Consider the following 22,374-nt stretch of genomic DNA (forward strand, 5'->3'; position numbering starts at 1 on the left):
GGGCAGGGGTTGCATGAACGCGAAGCCGACGAACGGTAGCAGGTGAACGTTTGCGCAGGAAAATGCCCTGAAAAGGACAGAAATTCAGGAAATTGTCGGCAATGATTCCGGTCGCGACCAGATCCACAGATTGCCCAGGCTCATGCCGGCAATCGCCAGAAAAATCGGCCAGCCAGGATCGAGCATCACCAGCATCAACCCGGCGCACAGCAGCATGCTCACGGTGGCGCTGACCTTGGCTCGGCGGGCGATGATTTTGCCGTTGCGCCAGTTGCGCAGGATGGAACCGAACAGCCGATGGTTTTCCAGCCAGGCACTCAGGCGCGGCGAACTTTTGGTCGCGGCCCAGGCGGCCAGCAGGATGAACTCGGTGGTCGGCAGGCCGGGTACGATGATGGCGATCAGGCCGATGGCCAGGCTGATGTAGGCCAGGAGACCGAAGAGCAAACGGGCGAGTTTTGAGGAGGCAGGCATGGGAGGTCGTAAGAGGCAAGATCGGAATTTGGAAGACCTGCTCAAACCCTGTGGGAGTGAGCCTGCTCGCGATAGCGATTTACCATTCAACATCTCTGTTGAATATTAAGCCGCTATCGCGAGCAGGCTCGCTCCCACAGGGGGGATGTATTTCTTCAGGCGAGTTCTGGGGTGTAAGCCTGTTCCAGCAATACGGTAAAGCGGTTGAACGCGTCGATTGCGCCTTTATCCAACTCGGCTTCTTCTTGTGCGCTGAGTTCCAGCCCATCGAGGGTTTTGACGAAGCGCTTCCAGCCTTCAGCGCGACCACCGGCCGGTTCACCGAGATGACGAGCTCCGAAGGTTTCGCTTAACCCAAGCGCTACAGCACGCTTAATCAAAAACGCCGCGCCAAGTTTCGAGCCTTCCGACACGAACAGCCAACCCAGCGCCTCGGCTTTGGCTGGACTCTTCACCGCCCCGGCGACGGGGGCTGGCGCTTCGGTTTCCAGATCTGCCAGGTCAGCCTTGGCCGCTTCAGCACGGCAGCGGGCAGGCAGGTCCGGGACGATGGCGGTCAATTCGGCATCGTTGTACAGCGACACCAGTTCCGACTGAAACAAATACTGCGCCACCACGAACCGCGCGAAGTTGGCTTGGGTTTCAAACGGTGCGTGGGCTTTGACCAAGGCATCAAGCCTGGTATGAGGCTCGTGGGTGATCTGGTTCAAACGTTGCGAACGCAGAGCAGGGCGTTGAGCAGTGTCCTGATTGGTCATGAGAAGTCCTTGAGAAAAAGAGGCGCTTGGTAACGAGACGAACAAGAACGCACCAGACAGTAAAAAAGACCTCACTGCGCCACTTCTCTAAAAGCAGCGCAACGAGGTGGCAGGGTCAGATATCCCAGACCAGATTGACCGCGAAGTTGCGACCCGGTTGGGTCAGGCGATCGAGGTTGGCCGGGCTCAGCACTGCCGCTTCGCCGACGCTGTCGTAACCGCGCACGTCATCCCACAGCCAGTACTTTTTGTCGGTCAGGTTGTAGACGCCAGCGCTGACGGTGACGTCGTCGGTGACTTTGTAGAAGCCGGTCAGATCGAGCACGCCGAAGCCCGGCGATTTGAACTGGCTGCTCACACCGTCCGGCGACTTGAAGTTGCTGTCGTCGACGCGATCCTTCTTCTTCACCAGCGTCCAGCTGAGCAAGCCGCCATAGTTGTCCTGGTCATAACCGAGACCGAATACACCGGTCAGCGGGTTGACGCTGTTGATCGGCTCGCCGGTGTCGTTGTTGCGGCCGTAGGCGTAGGCCATCGAGCCCTGGGTGTAGAGACCTTGTGGTGCGCCGAACGCGTCGAGGTTCAGGCGGCCCTTGATCTCTGCGCCCTTGATGGTCGCGTGTTTGATGTTGTTGCTCTGGAAGGTCAGCTCGCTGTAACCAGGAGTGACCGCGTCTTCGTTAATGAAGTCGCGGTACTTGTTATAGAACACCGCCACATCGAACGAGCCGGACTCGAAGTTGCCGCGCAGACCGGTCTCGTAGCTTTTGCTTTTTTCCGGTTCCAGGTCCGGGTTCGGCGCCACGCTGTAGCCGGTGGTGGTGTTCTCGAAGCGTCCGTACAACGCCTTGGCGGTTGGCGTGCGGAAACCTTCAGCGTACTGGCCATACCAGGTGTACTGATCGGTCAGGGCATAGGTCAGGCCAAACTTGGGTGAAACTTTGTGCCAGGTTTTGTTCTTATCGCTGACGGTTCCGCGACCGTCGGCGGCCACGGTATTGAGGAATTCCTGGGTGATGTGCGGCTTGAGCTGGGTGTAGTCGTAGCGCAGGCCCGGCAGGAAGGTCCACTTGTTCCAGCTGATCTGATCCTGGGCGAACAGGCTGTAGGTATTGATGGTCGGGTCCGGGAAGTCGCTGGATTTTTTCAGCACATCGGCCGCGCTGGTTGCGCCGATGGCCGTACAGCCGCGACCGACCGCCAGGCACTTGCCGTCGCCGCTGCGCGAGCCGGTGACTTTCTGTTGCTTGAGGGTGGTGCCGTAAGTCAGCAAGTGCCCGGTGTCAGCGATGTTGAAGGCTTTATCCAGTTGGGCATCGAAGACCCACTGTTTCTCTTCGTAAAGCGTGTCGCGGGTGCGCAGCACTCTACGGGTCATCGGGAAATAGAATTCTTCGGTGCTCTGATCGGTTTTGGCGATCTGATGGTTCAGGCTCCACTTGACGTTGTCTGCCAGCAGGCTGTCGAGTGCGAAGCTGTGTTCCAGGCCGAAACGCTCACGGGTAATGGTGTCGTTGCCGGTGCGCCACTGGTACATGCCGCCGGGCAGCATGCTGTTCGGGATCGTCGGCTGGCCATTGAAGTACGGGCCGCCGTAAGCGCTTTTCTGATCGGTGTCGCGATCGTCCTTGTACTTCTCGTAGGTCAGGCCAAGGCGTGAACTTTCATTGTAGTTCCAGCCAATCTTGGCCAATACGTTGGTGGCTCGCACGTCTTCCGGGTTGGCCGCGGTACGGTCCAGGCCGGTGCCGTTGTTGCTGCCAAAGGAATCGGTTTCGTGACCATCGCGTTGGCTGTAATGCAGCAAGCCATCGAACTGATCGGTACGGCCGGCGACGGTGGCGGACTTCAGCCAGCTTTCGTCAGCGGAGCTGTACCCGGTCTTCAGGCGAGCACCGACGTCCTGGCCGGGCTTAATGATGTCGTCCGCGTCGAGGGTGAAATAGCTGACCGCGCCGCCGATGGCGTTGCTGCCATAGAGCACCGAGGCCGGGCCGCGCAGAATCTCGACGCGCTTGATAATTTCCGGGTCGACGTAGTTACGCTGGGTTTTGGCATACGGGCCGTTGAAGAAACCGTTCGGAATCTCGACGCCGTCGATTTGGGTCAGGATCCGGTCGCCGTCGATGCCGCGAATGTTGTAGCCGCTGATTCCGCCTCGGGTCCCGGCACCACCCACCGAGACGCCCGGTTCGTAGCGCACCAGATCCTTGATGGTATTGACGTTGTTGCGGTCCAGCTCTTCGCGAGTGTGAACGGTGACGGTGCTCGGCACGCTGGCGATGCTTTGTTCCTGGCGAGTGGCGCTGATGGTCACCTGGTCCAGGTTGAGCGCGCTGCCGTTGCTGCGTTTCTCCAGCACTATGTTATTGGTGCCCAGTTTGCGATAGCTCAGGTTGGTCCCCACCAACAGGCGATCAAGGGCTTTCTCTGGCGGCAGCGAACCCCGCACACCCGGCGAGGCCACGCCTTCAGCCAGTTCTGCCGGCAAGCCGACCTGCCAGCCGGTCACGGCGGTAAAGGCATTGAGTGCCGAAACCAGCGACTGCTGAGGGATGGCGAACGCGTAATCGCCCATGTTGCGGGTCGGTTGCTCGGCCGAGGTGGCGGCGTAGAGCTGCGTGCTGCCGGCCATCAGGATGGCGGCGGTCAGCAGCGACAGCACGCGAGAAGGTGAAGAAGGTTGGCAGGTAAGGCGAGAGGACATCAATAGCGCTCCGTGTCGCACGAATCTTTATAGGTGCTGATCGGCATCTGAAGATGCGAATCAATTGCATTGGCTATAACGAGACGTACGGGGTTTGGCTATCGAGTAAAAATAATTCTCATCTAGGGGGCGTTCTCAATTAGTTTCCCCACCGCGCCGGGGAAAGTAATTGAGAACGCCCCCTAGTTCAAAATCACCAGCGCCGGGAATTCCTGGAGCCGTGCCGAGGTGATCTGGGCCAGCGAGCGGACCACGTCCAGCGGCTGGTCGAGGCGGTAGTTGCCGGTGACGGCGATGTCGGCCAACTGCTCGTTGTTGTTGATGATCCAGCCGGGGTAGTAACGACGCAGCTCCGCCAGCACCTGGCTCAGCGGGCAGTTTTCGAACACCAGTCGACCCTGGACCCACGCCAGGTCGGTCGCGGCATCAAGTTTGGCGGGACGATCGAAACCGTTGGGGCCGATGCGGATGCTTTGTCCGGCGGACAATCGAATTCGCGCGTCGTCGCGGGTCGCTCGCAAGTCGACATCCCCACGCTGCACCCGAACCTGTGCCACGCCGTCCAGATAGCGCACCGCAAACGCGGTGTCCCGCACGCTGGCCTTGACTGGCCCGGCGTCGATTTCCAGCGGCTGGCCGCGATCGGCCGCGACCTCGAAAAATGCCTCGCCCTGATACAAACGGGCCACGCGCTGTTGATCGTTGATGGTGCTGGAGAAGGCCGAATTGGTATTGAGCAGGACCTTCGAGCCATCCTCCAATCGCAGTCGTTGGCGTTCACCGACCACGGTCAGGTGATCGGCCTGCAGGCGAATCGGCAGATTGCTGAAGCTGAACAAACCGAGGATCAGCACGGCGGCGGTGGCCAAGGGTTTCCAGTGCGGTCGCAGGCGCGACAGGACGGTCACTTTCGGCGGCCGGGCGGCCAGGCTTTGCGCGCATAGTACGACCTGTGGCCCTTCCCAGATCACCTGAGCCTTGGCGAACGCCTCGGCATGCAACGGATGGGCGGCCAGCCAGTCGTGAAACTGTCGGGTCTGTTCTTCGCTCGGATTGTCCAGCACGATCAGCCAGTCCAGGGCCTGGTCCATCGCACTTGCGGGGTCCTGCGCCGGGGAAGGCGGAGAGGGGGCGGGGGGAGGCACTGGAAGCGTGTCCGTCACGGTGTTTCCTCGGCAGTGTCTTGGCACCGCTGTTTTTTTAATGAAGCTTGAAAGTGGGGCAAGGGTAGCAAAGCCCGATAGTCAGTGCAGGTCATCCTCACACATAGAGAATTAACCTACAGACTCAGTCGCCGTTTAACCGTTCGGCCACGCCGATGCAGATCGCCATGATCAATTTCAGCTCCTTTTGCACCGTGCTCAATGACACGCCAAGCTTCTCGGCGATCTCCAGATAGCTGTGCCCGTGCAGACGGCTGAGGATGAAAATCTGCTGCTGACGGGCGCTGAGTTCATTGAGGCTCACGTTCAAACGCTCAAGCAATTGTTCGGCATGGGCGGCGTCTTCCGCACTGCTGGCGGGGGCGGCGACGCTTTCCACCACGTCCAGCGGCACGTCGTCGAGCATCGTGCGGGACTGGATGCGCCGCGCGCGCAAATGGTCCAGCGCCAGGTTGCGAGCGGTCTGGAAAACGAAGGGTTCAAGGTGATCAATGGCCCGCTCACTAAGCGCCCGGGTCACTCGCAGGTAGGTCTCCTGCAGGAGGTCTTCGGCGGTGCTGTGATTGTTGACTATCCGCTCCAATGTGCGCAGCAGAGAGACTCGCTGGGCGATGAAGACGTGATTGAAGCGAGATTGACTCACGGGAGGACCTGATCCATTTCGAGCGAATGATAATGCTTATCATCCGCTCGAGTGGTCAAGTATTGATTTGTGAAGCTGATTTTTGAAGGGCTAGGCGCGGCCCAGCAGATAGGTCGCGTAATCGGGGATCCGATGTTCGTGCGCCTGCTCCATCATCGGGCTGCTGAGCAGGTAGTCGGCGCTGCATTCGTTGCAGGCGACGGGAATGTTCCAGACCGCCGCGACGCGCAATAACGCCTTGATGTCCGGGTCGTGCGGCTGTGGTTCGAACGGGTCCCAGAAGAACACCAGCATGTCGACCCGCTGCTCGGCGATTCGCGCACCGAGTTGCTGGTCGCCGCCCAATGGGCCGCTGATCATGCTCTCCACAGGCAAATCCAGGCGTTGTTGCAACAACAACCCGGTGGTGCCGGTGGCGACCAGTTCATGCTGTGCGAGCCTGTCTTTCTGCCGCTCGGCCCAGTCCAGCAAAAACACTTTGCAGTGGTCGTGGGCGACCAAGGCAATACGCTTGCGCGCTGCCATGGTCTTTTGCGTAAAGCTGATACCGATCATCGGTGCTGCTCCTGCTTTTTCACGGCGGGTTATTCAGCGTTGCACAGCGCCAGGCAGTTATCGAGCATGCGGTTGGAGAAGCCCCATTCGTTGTCGTACCAGGCCAGCACCTTGAGCAGCTTGCCGCTGGACTTGGTGTGGTTGGCGTCAAAGATCGATGACAGCGGGTTGTGATTGAAGTCGCTGGAGACCAGCGGCAGGGTGTTGTAACCGAGAATTTTCGAATGCTGGCTGGCTTCTTTCAGCAGCGCGTTCACTTCATCGGCCGACGCTTCGCGCTTGAGTTGCACGGTCAGGTCCACCAGCGACACGTTGATGACCGGCACGCGTACCGACATGCCGGTCAGTTTGCCCGCCAGTTCCGGCAGCACGAGACCGACCGCTTCAGCCGCGCCGGTTTTGCTCGGAATCATGTTCTGGGTGGCCGAGCGCGCACGATACGGATCGACATGATAGACGTCGGTCAGGTGCTGATCGTTGGTGTAGGCGTGAATTGTGGTCATCAGGCCGCTTTCGATTCCCAGCTCGCGGTGCAACACCTGGGCCACCGGGGCCAGGCAGTTGGTGGTGCACGACGCATTGGAAATGATCTGGTGCGATTGGCGCAGAATGTCGTGGTTAACGCCATACACCACCGTGGCGTCGGCACCTTTGGCCGGGGCGGAGATGATCACTTTGCGTGCGCCGGCCGTAATATGCGCGGCGGCTTTGGCACGGTCAGTGAACAAACCGGTGCATTCGAATACGACGTCGATCTGCTCGGCAGCCCACGGCAGCTCGGCCGGGTTGCGAATGGCGCTGACAGAAATACGGTCACCGTTGACGGTCAGGCTTTCCATATCATGCTGGACATCGGCATCGAACGTGCCGTGAACAGTGTCGTACTTGAGCAGATGAGCGTTCATCGCGCTGTCGCCCAGGTCATTGATGGCAACGATCTGCAGATCCTGGCGATAACCTTGGGTATACAGTGCGCGCAGGACGTTACGGCCAATTCGGCCAAAACCATTGATTGCGATTCGAAGAGTCATTTAACAGGGCCGCCGTCGTTTTGTTGTTGGAATTACAAGATTATTCGCATAAAAATAGAAAACAAGCCTTTTTAATGGCAATATTTTGTTCAATCTACAACGAGTGACCTGAATCAACTGGTCCGACCGATCAAGAAAACCGTCTGTCATCCCATCGACAACGGCTCTTGATCAGCATAGACAATCAGGTCGCCACATCCGTTAGCCTGGAGTTCTAAACATGCATCCCCGCGTCCTTGAGGTCACCGAACGGCTTATCGCCCGCAGCCGCGCCACGCGTGAGGCTTACCTTGCACTGATTCGTGGTGCTGCCAGCGACGGTCCCATGCGCGGCAAGCTGCAATGCGCCAACTTCGCCCACGGCGTGGCCGGTTGCGGCACTGACGACAAGAACAGTCTGCGGATGATGAACTCCGCCAACATTGCGATTGTTTCGTCCTACAACGACATGCTCTCGGCGCACCAGCCGTACGAAGTCTTTCCTGAACAGATCAAAAAGGCCCTGCGCGAAATCGGCTCCGTCGGCCAGTTCGCCGGCGGCACCCCCGCTATGTGCGATGGCGTGACCCAGGGCGAGCCAGGCATGGAACTGAGCCTGCCGAGCCGCGAAGTGATTGCCCTGTCCACTGCCGTGGCGCTGTCTCACAACATGTTCGACGGCGCGCTGATGCTCGGCATCTGCGACAAGATCGTCCCGGGCCTGATGATGGGCGCGTTGCGTTTCGGTCATCTGCCGACGATCTTCGTGCCGGGCGGGCCGATGGTCTCGGGCATTTCCAACAAGCAGAAGGCCGATGTGCGCCAGCGTTATGCCGAAGGCAAGGCCAGCCGCGAAGAGCTGCTGGAATCGGAGATGAAGTCCTACCATAGCCCGGGTACCTGCACCTTTTACGGCACCGCCAACACCAACCAGTTGCTGATGGAAGTCATGGGCCTGCACTTGCCGGGCGCCTCTTTCGTCAACCCGAACACTCCGTTGCGTGATGCCCTGACCCGCGAAGCCGCGCATCAAGTCACGCGTCTGACCAAGCAGAGCGGCGACTTCATGCCGATTGGCGAAATCGTCGACGAACGTTCGCTGGTTAACTCCATTGTGGCCCTGCACGCCACCGGCGGTTCGACCAACCACACGCTGCACATGCCAGCGATCGCCATGGCGGCGGGCATTCAACTGACCTGGCAGGACATGGCCGACCTCTCCGAGGTGGTGCCGACCCTGAGCCACGTCTACCCGAACGGCAAAGCCGACATCAACCACTTCCAGGCGGCGGGCGGCATGTCGTTTCTGATCCGCGAACTGCTGGAAGCCGGGCTGCTGCACGAAAACGTCAACACTGTTCTCGGTCATGGCCTGAGCCGCTACACCGTGGAACCATTCCTTGATAACGGTGAGCTGGTCTGGCGCGAAGGCCCGATCGAAAGCCTCGACGAAACCATCCTGCGTCCGGTGGCGCGTGCGTTCTCGCCAGAGGGCGGCTTGCGGGTGATGGAAGGCAACCTCGGCCGCGGCGTGATGAAAGTGTCCGCTGTCGCGTTGGAAAACCAGGTCGTCGAAGCACCGGCCATGGTATTCCAGGATCAGCAGGATCTGGCCGATGCGTTCAAGGCCGGTTTGCTGGAGAAGGATTTCGTCGCGGTGATGCGCTTCCAGGGCCCGCGTTCCAACGGCATGCCGGAGCTGCACAAGATGACGCCGTTCCTTGGCGTTCTGCAGGATCGCGGCTTCAAAGTGGCGCTGGTGACTGACGGGCGCATGTCCGGTGCGTCGGGGAAAATCCCAGCGGCGATTCACGTCAGCCCCGAAGCGTATGTGGGCGGCGCTTTGGCGCGGGTCCAAGAGGGCGATATCATCCGCGTCGATGGCGTCAAAGGCACCCTGGAGCTTAAGGTGGACGCCGAAGAATTCGCAGCGCGCGAACCTGCCAAGGGCCTGTTGGGCAATAACATCGGCAGCGGTCGCGAACTGTTTGGTTTCATGCGCATGGCCTTCAGCTCCGCAGAGCAGGGCGCCAGCGCCTTTACTTCTGCCCTGGAGACGCTTAATTGAAACTGGCTTTGGTCGGTGACATCGGTGGGACCAACGCACGTTTCGCGTTGTGGAAAAACCAGCAGCTGGAATCGATCCAGGTGCTGGCAACGGCCGACCATGCCAGCCCGGAAGAGGCGATTGCCCTCTACCTGAGCGGGCTTGGCCTGGCGCCGGGTTCGATCGGTTCGGTGTGCCTGTCGGTCGCCGGTCCCGTCAGCGGCGATGAATTCAAGTTCACCAACAATCACTGGCGACTCAGCCGCAAGGGGTTTTGCAAGACCTTGCAGGTGGATCAACTGTTGCTGGTCAACGACTTCTCGGCCATGGCGCTGGGCATGACCCGTTTGCAGCCGGACGAGTTTCGGGTGGTCTGCGAAGGCACGCCGGAACCGTTGCGGCCGGCGGTGGTGATCGGTCCGGGGACTGGCCTCGGTGTTGGCACGTTGCTGGATCTGGGCGAAGGTCGTTTCGCCGCGTTGCCAGGGGAGGGCGGTCACGTCGATTTGCCACTGAGCAGCCCACGGGAAACTCAACTATGGCAGCACATCTTCAATGAGATCGGTCATGTCAGCGCCGAAACGGCGTTGAGCGGCAGTGGCTTGCCGCGGGTCTATCGGGCGATTTGTGCGGTGGACGGTCATGAACCTGTGCTCGAAACACCGGAAGCGATCACAGCTGCCGGCCTGGCCGGCGATCCAATTGCCCTGGAAGTGCTTGAGCAGTTCTGCTGCTGGCTGGGTCGTGTGGCCGGCAACAACGTGCTGACCACAGGCGCGCGTGGCGGTGTGTACATCGTCGGCGGGGTGATTCCGCGGTTCGCCGATTTCTTCATCGAAAGCGGTTTTGCCCGGTGCTTTGCCGACAAGGGCTGCATGAGCGATTATTTCAAAGGCATCCCGGTGTGGCTGGTGACGGCGCCGTATTCCGGCCTTGTTGGCGCGGGTGTGGCGCTCGACCAGGCTTGAAATGCGATCAAATGTGGGAGCGGGCTTGCTCGCGAAAGCGGTGTGTCAGTCAACGATGATGTTGGATTTGATGGCCCCTTCGCGAGCAAGCCCGCTCCCACATGGGTTTTGTGGTGTTTGTAGAATCAGCGCTTAAGGCATAATCCGCCCAATTCAAACAACAAGGATGCCGCCCCTGTGAGCTCAGTCAACAAGTCGATTTTGTTGGTCGATGACGATCAAGAGATACGCGAGTTGCTGGACACCTACCTGACCCGCGCGGGTTTTCAGGTGCGAACCACGCCGGACGGCGCAGGCTTTCGTCAGGCGATGAACGAGGCGCCGAGCGATCTGGTGATCCTCGATGTGATGCTCCCGGACGAAGACGGCTTCAGCCTCTGCCGCTGGATCCGCCAGCACCCGCGTCAGGCGCAGGTGCCAATCATCATGCTCACCGCCAGCTCCGACGAGGCCGACCGCGTCATCGGTCTGGAATTGGGCGCCGACGATTACCTCGGCAAACCCTTCAGCCCGCGTGAATTGCAAGCGCGCATCAAAGCCTTGTTGCGCCGGGCGCAGTTCGGGCAGGAACGTTCCGGCAGTGAAGTGCTGGCCTTCGATGACTGGCGGCTGGACATGGTCAGCCATCGTCTGTTCCACATCGACGGCGAAGAAGTGATTCTCTCCGGCGCCGATTTCGCGCTGCTGAAACTGTTCCTCGATCACCCCCAGGAAATCCTCGATCGCGACACTATCGGCAACGCCACCCGTGGCCGTGATTTGATGCCGCTGGATCGCATCGTCGACATGGCCGTCAGCCGGTTGCGCCAGCGCCTGCGCGACACCGAAAAACCACCACGACTTATCCGTACCGTGCGCGGCAGCGGCTACCAACTGGCCGCCAATGTGGTTGCCAGCAATGGCCACTGAATTTTTCCGCAAACTCGCCGCGCGGATTCCCGTGCCACGTTCGCTGCTCGGGCGGATGCTGCTGCTGACGCTGTTGGCAGTGTTGTTCGCCCAGACGTTGTCGAGCGTGATTTGGGTCTCGCAACTGCGCGCCACCCAGCTTGAAGGCCTGGTGACCAGCGCCCGTAGCCTCGCTCATTCGATGACCGCCAGCGTTAGTTACTTCCGCTCTCTGCCAGTAGCGTTTCGGCCATTGGTACTCGACCAGTTGCGCAGCATGGGCGGCACCCGTTTTGTGGTGACGCTCAACGACAAACCCTTGGGCATGGAAGTGCTGCCGATCACCCCGCGCAAGGAAGCCGTACTCAAAGCGGTGGACGAAGTGTTGCGCCAGTCCCTGGGCCAGGACATTGATATCTCGGTGACCTTCGTCAGCCCCGAAGACCTGCGGATCTTCAACGGCGGTCTGAAACTCGATGAATTGCCGCGCTCCTGGGCGCACTACGCGCTGACCCTGGAGCCGGTGAACCCGCCGGTATTGGTCACGCAAATCCAGATGGCGCCGGGCGAGTGGCTGTACATCGCCTCACTGTTGCCCGAGCCCTACACCAGTCTTGAAGAGCAAGGCCTGCCGGCGCAGCAAGTCTGGTTCATTGTGCTCACCAGCGGCTTCTTGCTGTTGTTCATCGGCTTGCTGGTGCACTGGCAGAGCCGGCCGCTCAAGCGTTTGGCGCGGGCAGCACGGGACATGTCACTCGGCGCGGAAGTCGAGCCAGTGGCCGAGGGTGGCGGCAGTGAAGTGATCGAGGTCGGCCGCGCCTTCAATGCGATGCGCGAACGCATCAGCCGTTACCTGACCGAGCGCAGCCAGTTGTTCAGCGCGATTTCCCATGACTTGCGCACGCCGATTACCCGCTTGCGGTTACGCGTTGAATTGCTCGAAGACGAAACGCTGCAAGCCAAGTTCGGCCGTGATCTGGATGAGCTGGAGCTGCTGGTCAAAGGCGCGCTGCAATGCGTGAAAGACACCGACATCCACGAAAACATCGAACCGGTGGACCTCAACCATGTACTTGATTGTCTGGTGGAACCGTATCTGGCGCCCAACGGCAATGGTCGCGTTACTCAACAAGGGCGTGCGCTGGCGGCGTATCCGGGGAAGCCGCTGGCGCTCAAGCGTTGCATCGGCAACCTGATCGACAATGCCTTGAAGTATGGGCAGAAAGCGCATTTGCACATTGATGACGACCCGAGTGCGTTCATCCTGCATGTGGACGATGAAGGGCCCGGCGTGCCGGAACAGCGGATGGAGCAAGTGTTCGAGCCGCACTTCCGCCTGGCCGGGCAGCAGCAGGGGTATGGGTTGGGGTTGGGGATTGCGCGAAATATTGCGCATAGCCATGGGGGGGAGGTCAGCCTGCAGAATTTGCGTGAGGGTGGGTTGAGGGTGACGTTGCATTTGCCTCGTAGTGTTGATTAGTTAGACCGCGTTATCGTTCTTCGCGAGCAAGCCCGCTCCCACAGTGGATTTGCGTCGTACACAAATCCACTGTGGGAGCGGGCTTGCTCGCGAAGGCGTCAGACCTCTCAACACATTCCTCAGGCTGAATGTCACAACTCGGTGACATCACTCGCCCCCTTCGTTACAAGCCCACCACCGCCCGTTGTTTAGACTGCCCCCAGTCATAACAACAAAAAAAGGCATCCCATGGACACCTTCCAACCCGCTTTCAGCAGTTGGCTGAACGCACCCGCCCATCAACAATGGCTCGCCGCTGAAGGCCTGCGCCTGCTGGCGTTCGCCAAGGCTTCAAAGCTTCCTGAAGGTTTCGGCAATCTTGATGAAAAGGGCCGCCTTGCGGCCAACGCCCACGCTGAAACCATGAACACCGCGCGCATGACCCACAGCTTCGCCATGGCCCACATTCAGGGCTTGCCGGGTTTCGCCGAGCTGGTGGATCACGGCGTCAAAGCCCTCAGCGGCCCATTGCGTGACGCCGAACACGGCGGCTGGTTCGCTGCCCCCGAGCATCGTGACGGCAACACCGATAAAGCCGCTTACCTGCACGCCTTTGTCGCGCTGGCCGCCAGTTCTGCGGTTGTCGCTCAGCGTCCCGGTGCGCAGGCCTTGCTCGACGATGCCATCCGCATCATCGATGCGCATTTCTGGAGCGAGGAGGAGGGTGCGATGCGCGAATCCTTCAACCGCGACTGGAGTGAAGAGGAAAGCTATCGCGGCGCCAACAGCAACATGCACGCCACCGAAGCCTTTCTCGCGTTGGCGGATGTCACTGATGACAACCGCTGGCTGATCCGCGCCCAGCGCATCGTCGAGCGCGTCATCCACGGTCACGCCGCTGCCAACGATTACCTGGTGGTCGAGCATTTCGACCGCGACTGGCAACCCTTGCGCGAATACAACCACGACAACCCGGCCGATGGTTTTCGCCCCTACGGCACCACGCCGGGTCACGGTTTCGAATGGGCCCGGCTGATACTGCATCTCGAAGCGGCGCGGGTTAAGGCCGGGATGCTGACGCCGGGCTGGCTCGCCAGCGACGCGCAAAAACTCTTCGACCACAACTGCCGTCACGGCTGGGATGTCGACGGGGCGCCGGGGATTGTCTACACCCTCGACTGGGACAATCGCGCCGTGGTTCGCCATCGCCTGCACTGGACCCATTGCGAAGCCAGCGCCGCCGCCAGCGCGCTGCTTAAACGCACCGGCGATGCGCAATACGAACGCTGGTATCGACTGTTTTGGGAATTCTGCGACAGCCATTTCATCGATCGTGAAAGCGGTAGCTGGCGCCACGAGCTCGATCCGCAGAACCGCCCGAGCGCCGATATCTGGGCGGGCAAACCCGACCTTTATCACGCCTGGCAAGCCGTACTGATCCCGCGGTTGCCTCTGGCGCCAAGCATGGCGACTGCCCTGGCACAGTTATCCCAGAGCGCTCCTGTGTAACCATGTGGTGACATTCGAACGTCCCTTCGTTACCTGCGAAGGGATCACTCCTGTTTAGAATCCTATGCAGCGCAAGCACCAGACTTGCATGCATAACAACAAGAAAGGTACTACTAGATGAATGCGATTTCTCGCCTCGCTACTGTCATTTCTCTCGCTTCACTGCTTCCCCTGTCTGCATTCCCGCTGAGTACGCTTGCTGCCGATTCCAAAGGTTCGGTGGAAGTCGTTCACTGGTGGACCTCTGGTGGTGAAAAGGCTGCGGTCGATGTCCTGAAGGCCCAAGTCGAAAAAGACGGCTTTACCTGGAAGGACGGCGCAGTCGCCGGTGGCGGCGGTTCCACTGCCATGACCGTACTCAAAAGCCGCGCCGTCGCCGGTAACCCGCCGGGCGTTGCACAGATCAAAGGTCCGGACATCCAGGAGTGGGGCAGCACTGGCCTGCTCAGCACCGATACCCTCAAAGATGTTTCCAAGTCCGAAGGCTGGGATGGCCTGCTGTCGAAGAAAGTCTCCGACACCGTCAAGTACGAAGGTGACTACGTCGCCGTGCCGGTGAACATTCACCGCGTCAACTGGCTGTGGATCAACCCGGAAGTCTTCAAGAAAGCCGGGATCGAAAAAGCCCCGACTACCCTCGAAGAATTCTATGCCGCTGGCGACAAGCTCAAAGCCGCAGGCTTCATCGCACTTGCCCACGGTGGCCAGCCTTGGCAGGACAGCACCGTGTTTGAAGACGTGGTGCTCTCGGTCATGGGCGCTGACGGTTACAAGAAAGCCCTGGTAGACCTGGATCAGAAAACCCTCTCGGGCGCCGAGATGACCAAGTCGTTCGCCGAGCTTAAAAAACTCACTGGCTACATGGACCCGAACCGGGCCGGTCGTGACTGGAACATCGCTGCCGCCGACGTCATCAACGGCAAGGCCGGTATGCAGATGATGGGCGACTGGGCCAAGAGCGAATGGACCGCTGCCAAGAAGGTAGCGGGCAAGGACTACCAGTGCGTGCCATTCCCGGGCACCGAAAAAGCCTTCACCTACAACATCGATTCCCTGGCGGTGTTCAAGCTCAAGGCCGATCGCAAAGGTGACATCGCCGCTCAACAAGACCTGGCCAAGGTCGCGCTGGGCAAAGACTTCCAGAAAGTCTTCAGCATCAACAAAGGCTCGATCCCGGTGCGTACCGACATGCTTAACGACATGAGCGGCCTGGGCTTCGACTCCTGCGCTCAAGCGGCGGCCAAGGATTTCCTTGCAGACGAGAAGACTGGCGGCCTGCAACCGAGCATGGCGCACAACATGGCCACTTCCCTGGCCGTGCAGGGCGCGATTTTCGATGTGGTGACCAACTTCATGAATGACAAGAATGCTGATCCGGCGACGGCCAGCAAGCAACTGGCATCGGCCGTCAAAGCCGCCCAGTAATCCCTGACACCGCGTGTCCCCATGTGGGAGCGGGCTCGCTCGCGAAGACGGACTGACATTCAACATGGATGTCGACTGACACACCGCTTTCGCGAGCAAGCCCGCTCCCACAAGGGATCGCCGTGCGGATTTCATTTCTCTTCACCTGGATAATCCCGATGAGCTCTGTGGCGGTTTTCAGCAAAGCCTCACCGTTCGACGCACTGCAGCGCTGGCTCCCCAAACTGGTTTTGGCGCCAAGCATGCTGATCGTCCTGGTTGGTTTTTACGGTTACATCATCTGGACATTCGTTCTGTCCTTCACCAATTCGAGCTTCATGCCGAGCTACAAATGGGTCGGCCTGCAGCAATACATCCGCCTGATGGACAACGATCGCTGGTGGGTCGCGAGCAAAAACCTCGCGGTCTTCGGTGGCATGTTCATCGGCATCAGCCTGGTGCTCGGCGTCTTCCTTGCAGTGCTGCTGGATCAGCGCATTCGCAAGGAAGGTTTCATCCGCACCGTTTACCTGTACCCGATGGCGCTCTCGATGATCGTTACCGGTACCGCGTGGAAATGGCTGCTCAACCCAGGGCTGGGCCTGGACAAGATGCTGCGTGACTGGGGCTGGGAAGGCTTCCGTCTCGACTGGCTGGTGGATCAGGATCGCGTGGTGTATTGCCTGGTGATCGCTGCCGTATGGCAAGCCTCCGGGTTTGTGATGGCGATGTTCCTGGCCGGCCTGCGGGGTGTCGATCAATCGATCATCCGTGCCGCGCAAGTCGACGGTGCGAGCCTGCCGACCATCTATTTGAGAATCGTGTTACCGAGCCTGCGCCCGGTGTTCTTCAGCGCCTTCATGATCCTTGCGCACATCGCGATCAAGAGCTTCGACCTGGTGGCGGCCATGACCGCTGGCGGCCCGGGCTACTCGTCCGACCTACCCGCGATGTTCATGTATTCCTTCACCTTCAGCCGTGGCCAGATGGGCATTGGTTCGGCCAGCGCCATGATGATGCTGGGCGCGATCCTGGCGATTCTGGTGCCGTACCTGTACTCCGAATTGCGAGGCAAACGCCATGAGTAATCAACTCGGCAAACCAGCCTTGAGCTTCAGCCGAATCGCCATCTACGCCACGCTGTTGCTGGCCGCCGCGATCTACCTGATCCCGCTGGTGGTGATGCTGCTGACCAGTTTCAAATCCCCGGAAGACATCCGCACCGGCAACCTGCTGAGCTGGCCGCAAGTGATTGACGGCATCGGCTGGATCAAGGCCTGGGACGTGGTCGGCGGCTACTTCTGGAACTCGGTGAAAATCACCGTGCCGGCGGTTCTGATCTCCACCTTCATCGGCGCCATGAACGGTTACGTGCTGTCGATGTGGCGCTTCCGGGGTTCGCAACTGTTCTTCGGTCTGCTGCTGTTCGGCTGTTTCCTGCCGTTCCAGACCGTGCTGTTGCCAGCCTCGTTCACCCTCGGCAAGTTCGGCCTGGCCAATACCACCACCGGCCTGGTGCTGGTGCACGTGGTCTACGGCCTGGCGTTCACCACGCTGTTCTTCCGCAACTACTACGTGAGCATTCCGGATGCGCTGGTCAAGGCTGCACGCCTTGATGGCGCGGGCTTCTTCACGATTTTCTGGAAGATCCTGCTGCCGATGTCGATCCCGATCGTGATGGTCTGCCTGATCTGGCAGTTCACCCAGATCTGGAATGACTTCCTGTTCGGCGTGGTCTTCGCCAGTGGCGATGCCCAGCCGATTACCGTGGCCCTGAACAACCTGGTCAACACCAGCACCGGGGCCAAGGAATACAACGTTGATATGGCCGCCGCGATGATCGCCGGGCTGCCGACACTGCTGGTCTACATTTTCGCTGGCAAGTATTTCCTGCGTGGGCTGACGTCCGGCGCGGTCAAGGGGTAGAACAATGGCAACTCTCGAATTACGCAACGTCAACAAGACCTACGGCGCCGGTTTGCCGGACACCCTGAAAAACATCGAACTGAAGATCGATGACGGTGAGTTCCTGATCCTGGTTGGCCCGTCGGGCTGCGGTAAATCCACGCTGATGAACTGCATCGCCGGTCTGGAAAACATCAGCGGCGGCGCGATCCTGGTGGATGACGCCGACATCAGCGGCATGAGCCCGAAAGATCGTGACATCGCCATGGTGTTCCAGTCCTACGCGCTGTACCCGACGATGAGCGTGCGCGACAACATCGCGTTCGGCCTGAAGATTCGCAAAATGCCGGCCGCCGAAATCGACGAAGAAGTCGCTCGCGTGGCCAAGCTGTTGCAGATCGAACATTTGCTCGCCCGCAAACCCGGTCAGCTCTCCGGTGGCCAGCAACAGCGCGTGGCGATGGGCCGTGCCCTGGCGCGGCGGCCGAAGATTTACCTGTTCGACGAACCGCTGTCCAACCTCGACGCCAAGCTGCGCGTCGAGATGCGCACCGAAATGAAACTGATGCACCAGCGCCTGAAAACCACCACGGTCTACGTGACCCACGACCAGATCGAAGCCATGACCCTGGGCGACAAAGTGGCGGTGATGAAGGACGGGATCATCCAGCAATTCGGCACGCCGAAAGACATCTACAACAACCCGGCCAACCTGTTCGTGGCGAGCTTCATCGGTTCGCCGCCGATGAACTTCATCCCCCTGCGTTTGCAGCGCAAGGACGGTCGTCTGCTGGCGCTGCTCGACAGCGGTCAGGCGCGTTGCGAATTGCCATTGGGCATGCAGGACGCCGGTCTTGAAGACCGCGAAGTGATCCTCGGCATGCGCCCGGAGCAGATCGTCTTGGCGGGTAGCGAGCCGAATGGTTTGCCGATCATTCGCGCCGAAGTCCAGGTCACCGAGCCAACCGGTCCCGACACCCTGGTGTTCGTCAATCTCAACGAAACCAAAGTCTGCTGCCGTTTGGCGCCGGACGTTGCACCGGCCGTGGGCGAGACCCTGACCCTGCAATTCGATCCATCGAAAGTGCTGTTGTTCGATGCCAAGACCGGGGAGCGCCTGGGGGTGGCCGGTCAGCCGCAAGCCGAAACCCGGTCTGCGAACGTCGCCCAGTTCAAAGGTCGCTGAAGATCAAAAATGTGGGAGCGGGCTTGCTCGCGAAGGCGGTGTATCAATCGACATCCCTGTTGAATGTCAGACCGCATTCGCGAGCAAGCCCGCTCCCACAGGGGGATATGCGGTGGGCGGCCTGTCGCTCTTCGCACCAGATGTCACCGCGTTAGATAAAAACAGTTAATAACAATAAAACGAGGATGTAGGGATGAAGAAGAACAACAACGCTCAGCTTATCTGCCAGTTGTCAGCCGTTGCGGCAATGATGTTGGCCGGTAGCGTACACGCGGCTGACGCGTTCAGCGCCGATTCCGAATGGATGACCGGTGATTGGGGGGGCGAGCGGACCAGGCTGATCGAGCAGGGTATCGACATCAAGATGGACTACGTCGGTGAAGTGGGCGCCAACCTCCACGGCGGCTACAACGACGACAAGACTGCGCGTTACGCCGACCAGTTTGGCCTCGGCGTGGCACTGGACCTGCAAAAACTGTGGGGCTGGGATAACACTCAGGCCAAGATCCAGCTCACCAACCGTAATGGTCAGAACATCTCCAATGACCGTGTCGGCGATCCGCGTGCCGGCACCTTGAGTTCGTCTCAGGAAGTCTACGGCCGTGGCCACATGGTCCGTCTGACCCAATTGTGGATCAAGCACCAGTTCCTCGACGGTAAACTGGACGTCAAGGCCGGTTACTTCGGCGAAGGCGAAGACTTCAACACCTTCCCGTGCGAGTTCCAGAACCTGGCGTTCTGCGGTTCCCAAGCGGGTAACTGGGCGACCAACATCTGGTACAACTGGCCGGTCATGCAGGCTGCGGTTCGCGTGAAGTACAACATCTCGCCTGAGTTCTATGCGCAGATCGGCGCGTACAACCAGAACCCGTCGCAACTGGAGCACGGTAACGGCTTCAAGCTCAGCGGCAGTGGGACTGCTGGCACCGTCTTGCCGGTCGAACTGGTCTGGTCGCCGAACCCTAACAACCTGCCCGGCGAATACCGTGTCGGTTACTACAAAAGCACGGCCAATGCCGATGACGTCCGTAAGGATGCCGATGGCAATGATGCAGCCACCAGCGGTAACGCCTATCGCAGCCACGATAGCAAGCACGGTTACTGGTTCGTGGCGCAGCAACAGCTGACCGACCACAACGGTGACAAGAGCCGTGGTCTGAACATCGCAGCCAACGCCACGTTCCACGACAAGGACACCAACTTCGTCGACAACTACCAGTCGCTGATGTTTGTGTACAAGGGCCCGTTCGATGCACGTCCAAAAGATGACGTCGGTATCGGTTTCGCCCGCATCCATGTCAACGATGACGTGAAGAAAAATGCTGAACTGGTCAATGCCTCCAATGGTGTTACCGAGTACGAGGATCCACTGTTCTCGCCACTGCGTACTACCGAGTACAACTACGAGATCAACTACGGCTTCCACGTTACCAACTGGCTGACCGTGCGTCCTAACCTGCAATACATCACTCACCCGGGTGGTGTTGATGAAGTCGACAACGCGCTGGTCGCCGGCCTGAAAATTCAGTCGGTGTTCTAACGCTGTTGCGATAAGCTCCTCTCTATGTGCGCATTTTTGCGGACAGCCAAGGCTGTCCGCTTTTTTTTGTGTGGTATGCCAAAGCAACCTGTGGCGAGGGGATTTATCCCCGTTGGGTTGCGAAGCAGCCCCCAAATCTGGCACTGCGGTGTGCCAGGAACACCGTATGCAATGGTTTACGACTGCTTCGCAGCCGAACGGGGATAAATCCCCTCGCCACAGTGGTTCACTGGGCACACGTATTGAGTACACCCATGATTTTCAGGACCGTGGCACATGCATGAGCATCCGCTACAACGCTTCTTCAAATCCTTGCGCGAACGTCCGGTGTTTGCGTGGGAGCGCTATCAGAAGCGCGACGTGCTGGTGATCGACCATCCGCTGTGTCAGGCGGTGTTCAGTCGGCAGGGGGCGCAGTTGCTGCACTTCCAGCCAAAGGGCCAGAAACCCTGGCTCTGGTGCGCGGCGAAGTGGCCGCAGGTCGGTGCGATTCGTGGTGGCGTTCCGGTGTGCTGGCCGTGGTATGGCCGTCATCCGAGCGAAAACGCCTGGCCGTCCCATGGCTGGGCACGGCTGATCGACTGGAAGCTGCTGGACAGCAGCACTGATGACGATGGCGTGCGCTTGCACTGGCAACTTCAGTTGTGCGACTGGCAAGTGGACCTGCACGCGCACTTGGGCGAACGCATGGATTTACGCCTGAGTACCGAGCATCAGGACAGCCTGCCGTGCCAATTGAGTCAGGCGTTGCATGCGTATTGGCGTATTGGCGACGTCGGTGAGGTAGCGCTGTCTGGCCTCGACGGCGCGCAGGGTTACGACCAGTTGAACCGGCAGATTTGTCATCAGGAAGGCGAATTGCGGGTAGAGGGCGGCTGTCAGCGGGTGTTCCAGCATGACGGCGAATTACAGCTCAAGGACCACGCCTGGCAGCGGGAGTTGTGCATCGATACGGGAGACAGTGCGGACACGGTGGTCTGGCATCCGGGCTCGCGGCCGTTGCTGGGGGTGAGCTGGAATGAGATTTCGGAGTTTGTGTGCGTTGAAGCGGCGAGTGGCGGGACCGATAGCCTGAGCCTGGCGCCGGGGGAGAGGGCGCATTTGAGTTTGCAGGCGCGGGTTGGGGTTTAGCTCAAGATCCATGGTGTTGCGGGTATCGCCTTCGCGAGCAAGCCCGCTCCCACAGTAGATTTTCAGTGGACACAGCATTTGTGTTCAAAGCAGATCCACTGTGGGAGCGGGCTTGCTCGCGAAGGCGGCTTATCAGGCGACAAAGAACTCAGATCGGACTAATTAAACTCATCTCCAATCGGATACCGACTGGCATTCAGGCTTTCCTTGATCTTGCGCAAATGCGGCTGGAAGTCCACGCCTCGGCGCAAGGTCATGCCGGTGGCGAGCACATCCAGCACGGTCAGCTGAATGATCCGCGACGTCATCGGCATATAGATGTCGGTGTCTTCCGGCAGCGGAATGTTCAGGCTCAAGGTGCTGGCCTTGGCCAGTGGCGAACCCTCAGCCGTCAGGCCCAATACCGATGCACCGTTTTCCCGGGCAATACGCGCCACTTCCACCAGTTCGCGGGTACGGCCGGTGTAGGAAATGATCACGAACAACTCGCCGGTGTGTGCCACCGACGCAATCATGCGCTGCATCAGCACGTCCGCGTGGGCGGTGACTGCCAGGTTGAAGCGGAAGAACTTGTGCTGCGCATCCAGCGCCACCGGGGCCGAGGCACCGAGGCCGAAGAAGTGGATCTGCCGGGCCTGGATCAACAGGTCGACGGCGCGGCTGATCAGGTTCGGGTCAAGCGCCTGCAACGCACTGTCCAGCGAGGCGATGGCGCTGCCGAAAATCTTTTTGGTATAGGCCTCGGGATTGTCGTCGGCCTCCACCGCACGGCTGACATACGCGGCGCCACTGGCCAGGCTCTGGGCCAATTGAAGCTTGAGTTCCGGGTAGCCGCTGACGCCAAACGAACGGCAGAAACGGTTGACCGTCGGCTCGCTGACCTTTGAGGCCTGGGCGAGGGCGGCGATGCTGAACCGGGTGGCCTGCTCTGGGTTGAGCAGGATGACTTCGGCGACTTTGCGTTCTGCCTTGTTCAGGTCTTCAAGGCGATTCTGGATCTGTTCCAGTAAATTTCGCACGCGGTCCA

The 22,374-nt window shown here is 59.8% G+C and carries 19 protein-coding genes; 11 read left to right on the forward strand and 8 right to left on the reverse strand.

The genetic code is table 11. The annotated features are described in order from the left end of the window. Positions 1-84 precede the first annotated feature (84 nt). The 7 genes from DFS28_RS22245 to gap form a co-directional block, all read right to left on the reverse strand. On the reverse strand, positions 85-474 hold the full coding sequence (locus DFS28_RS22245; protein ID WP_111451454.1) for a YbaN family protein: 390 nt from the start codon (positions 472-474) through the stop codon (positions 85-87). A gap of 155 nt (positions 475-629) precedes the next feature. Further along, entirely contained in the window at positions 630-1,232 is a 603-nt protein-coding gene (locus DFS28_RS22250) for a biliverdin-producing heme oxygenase (protein ID WP_111451455.1), read from the reverse strand. 115 nt (positions 1,233-1,347) lie between these two features. After that, on the reverse strand, positions 1,348-3,939 hold the full coding sequence (locus DFS28_RS22255) for a TonB-dependent receptor (protein WP_111451456.1): 2,592 nt from the start codon (positions 3,937-3,939) through the stop codon (positions 1,348-1,350). Positions 3,940-4,121: 182 nt separating this feature from the next. Continuing rightward, positions 4,122-5,030, reverse strand: coding sequence for a FecR domain-containing protein (locus DFS28_RS22260; protein ID WP_111451457.1), 909 nt, complete (start codon positions 5,028-5,030; stop codon positions 4,122-4,124). A gap of 196 nt (positions 5,031-5,226) precedes the next feature. Then, complete coding sequence (locus DFS28_RS22265; RefSeq protein ID WP_111451458.1) at positions 5,227-5,745, reverse strand: RNA polymerase sigma factor; 519 nt, start codon at positions 5,743-5,745, stop codon at positions 5,227-5,229. 90 nt (positions 5,746-5,835) lie between these two features. Continuing rightward, a complete protein-coding gene (locus DFS28_RS22270; RefSeq protein WP_008155845.1) occupies positions 5,836-6,300 on the reverse strand; it encodes a methylglyoxal synthase in 465 nt (154 codons plus the stop codon). Between the two features lie 29 nt (positions 6,301-6,329). Then, positions 6,330-7,331 carry a type I glyceraldehyde-3-phosphate dehydrogenase gene (gene gap / locus DFS28_RS22275; RefSeq protein WP_008155846.1) on the reverse strand — a complete coding sequence of 334 codons (1,002 nt, stop codon included), beginning with the start codon at positions 7,329-7,331 and terminating at the stop codon, positions 6,330-6,332. 220 nt (positions 7,332-7,551) lie between these two features. Here gap and edd point away from each other — a divergent pair, with 220 nt between their 5' ends. From edd to DFS28_RS22335, 11 genes are all read left to right on the forward strand, one after another. Continuing rightward, positions 7,552-9,378, forward strand: a complete 1,827-nt coding sequence (edd, locus tag DFS28_RS22280) for a phosphogluconate dehydratase (RefSeq protein WP_111451459.1) — start codon at positions 7,552-7,554, stop codon at positions 9,376-9,378. Beyond that, positions 9,375-10,325 (forward strand): glucokinase, encoded by a 951-nt coding sequence (locus tag DFS28_RS22285; protein ID WP_111451460.1) that lies wholly within the window; start codon positions 9,375-9,377, stop codon positions 10,323-10,325. The genes edd and DFS28_RS22285 overlap by 4 nt, the downstream gene beginning before the upstream one ends. A 177-nt stretch (positions 10,326-10,502) precedes the next feature. Then, complete coding sequence (locus DFS28_RS22290; RefSeq protein WP_008155851.1) at positions 10,503-11,234, forward strand: response regulator; 732 nt, start codon at positions 10,503-10,505, stop codon at positions 11,232-11,234. Further along, positions 11,224-12,693, forward strand: coding sequence for an ATP-binding protein (locus DFS28_RS22295; protein ID WP_111451461.1), 1,470 nt, complete (start codon positions 11,224-11,226; stop codon positions 12,691-12,693). Before DFS28_RS22290 ends, DFS28_RS22295 begins: the two co-directional genes overlap by 11 nt. Positions 12,694-12,921: 228 nt before the next feature. After that, entirely contained in the window at positions 12,922-14,181 is a 1,260-nt protein-coding gene (locus DFS28_RS22300; protein ID WP_111451462.1) for an AGE family epimerase/isomerase, read from the forward strand. 117 nt (positions 14,182-14,298) lie between these two features. After that, positions 14,299-15,606: an ABC transporter substrate-binding protein gene (locus tag DFS28_RS22305; RefSeq protein ID WP_111451463.1), complete on the forward strand. Its 1,308-nt coding sequence runs from the start codon at positions 14,299-14,301 to the stop codon at positions 15,604-15,606. Positions 15,607-15,764: 158 nt separating this feature from the next. Continuing rightward, positions 15,765-16,673: a carbohydrate ABC transporter permease gene (locus tag DFS28_RS22315; RefSeq protein ID WP_008155860.1), complete on the forward strand. Its 909-nt coding sequence runs from the start codon at positions 15,765-15,767 to the stop codon at positions 16,671-16,673. Next, entirely contained in the window at positions 16,666-17,511 is an 846-nt protein-coding gene (locus DFS28_RS22320; protein ID WP_111451464.1) for a carbohydrate ABC transporter permease, read from the forward strand. Before DFS28_RS22315 ends, DFS28_RS22320 begins: the two co-directional genes overlap by 8 nt. 4 nt (positions 17,512-17,515) lie before the next feature. Beyond that, on the forward strand, positions 17,516-18,676 hold the full coding sequence (locus DFS28_RS22325; RefSeq protein WP_111451465.1) for an ABC transporter ATP-binding protein: 1,161 nt from the start codon (positions 17,516-17,518) through the stop codon (positions 18,674-18,676). A gap of 193 nt (positions 18,677-18,869) precedes the next feature. Further along, entirely contained in the window at positions 18,870-20,216 is a 1,347-nt protein-coding gene (locus DFS28_RS22330; RefSeq protein ID WP_111451466.1) for a carbohydrate porin, read from the forward strand. 276 nt (positions 20,217-20,492) lie between these two features. Then, entirely contained in the window at positions 20,493-21,347 is an 855-nt protein-coding gene (locus DFS28_RS22335; protein ID WP_111451467.1) for a D-hexose-6-phosphate mutarotase, read from the forward strand. Positions 21,348-21,505: 158 nt separating this feature from the next. Here DFS28_RS22335 and DFS28_RS22340 read toward each other — a convergent pair whose 3' ends face one another. Continuing rightward, positions 21,506-22,366 carry a MurR/RpiR family transcriptional regulator gene (locus tag DFS28_RS22340; RefSeq protein ID WP_173667542.1) on the reverse strand — a complete coding sequence of 287 codons (861 nt, stop codon included), beginning with the start codon at positions 22,364-22,366 and terminating at the stop codon, positions 21,506-21,508. Positions 22,367-22,374 lie beyond the last annotated feature (8 nt).

The sequence above is a fragment of the Pseudomonas sp. 478 genome (genome assembly GCF_003254125.1).
Taxonomy (GTDB): domain Bacteria; phylum Pseudomonadota; class Gammaproteobacteria; order Pseudomonadales; family Pseudomonadaceae; genus Aquipseudomonas.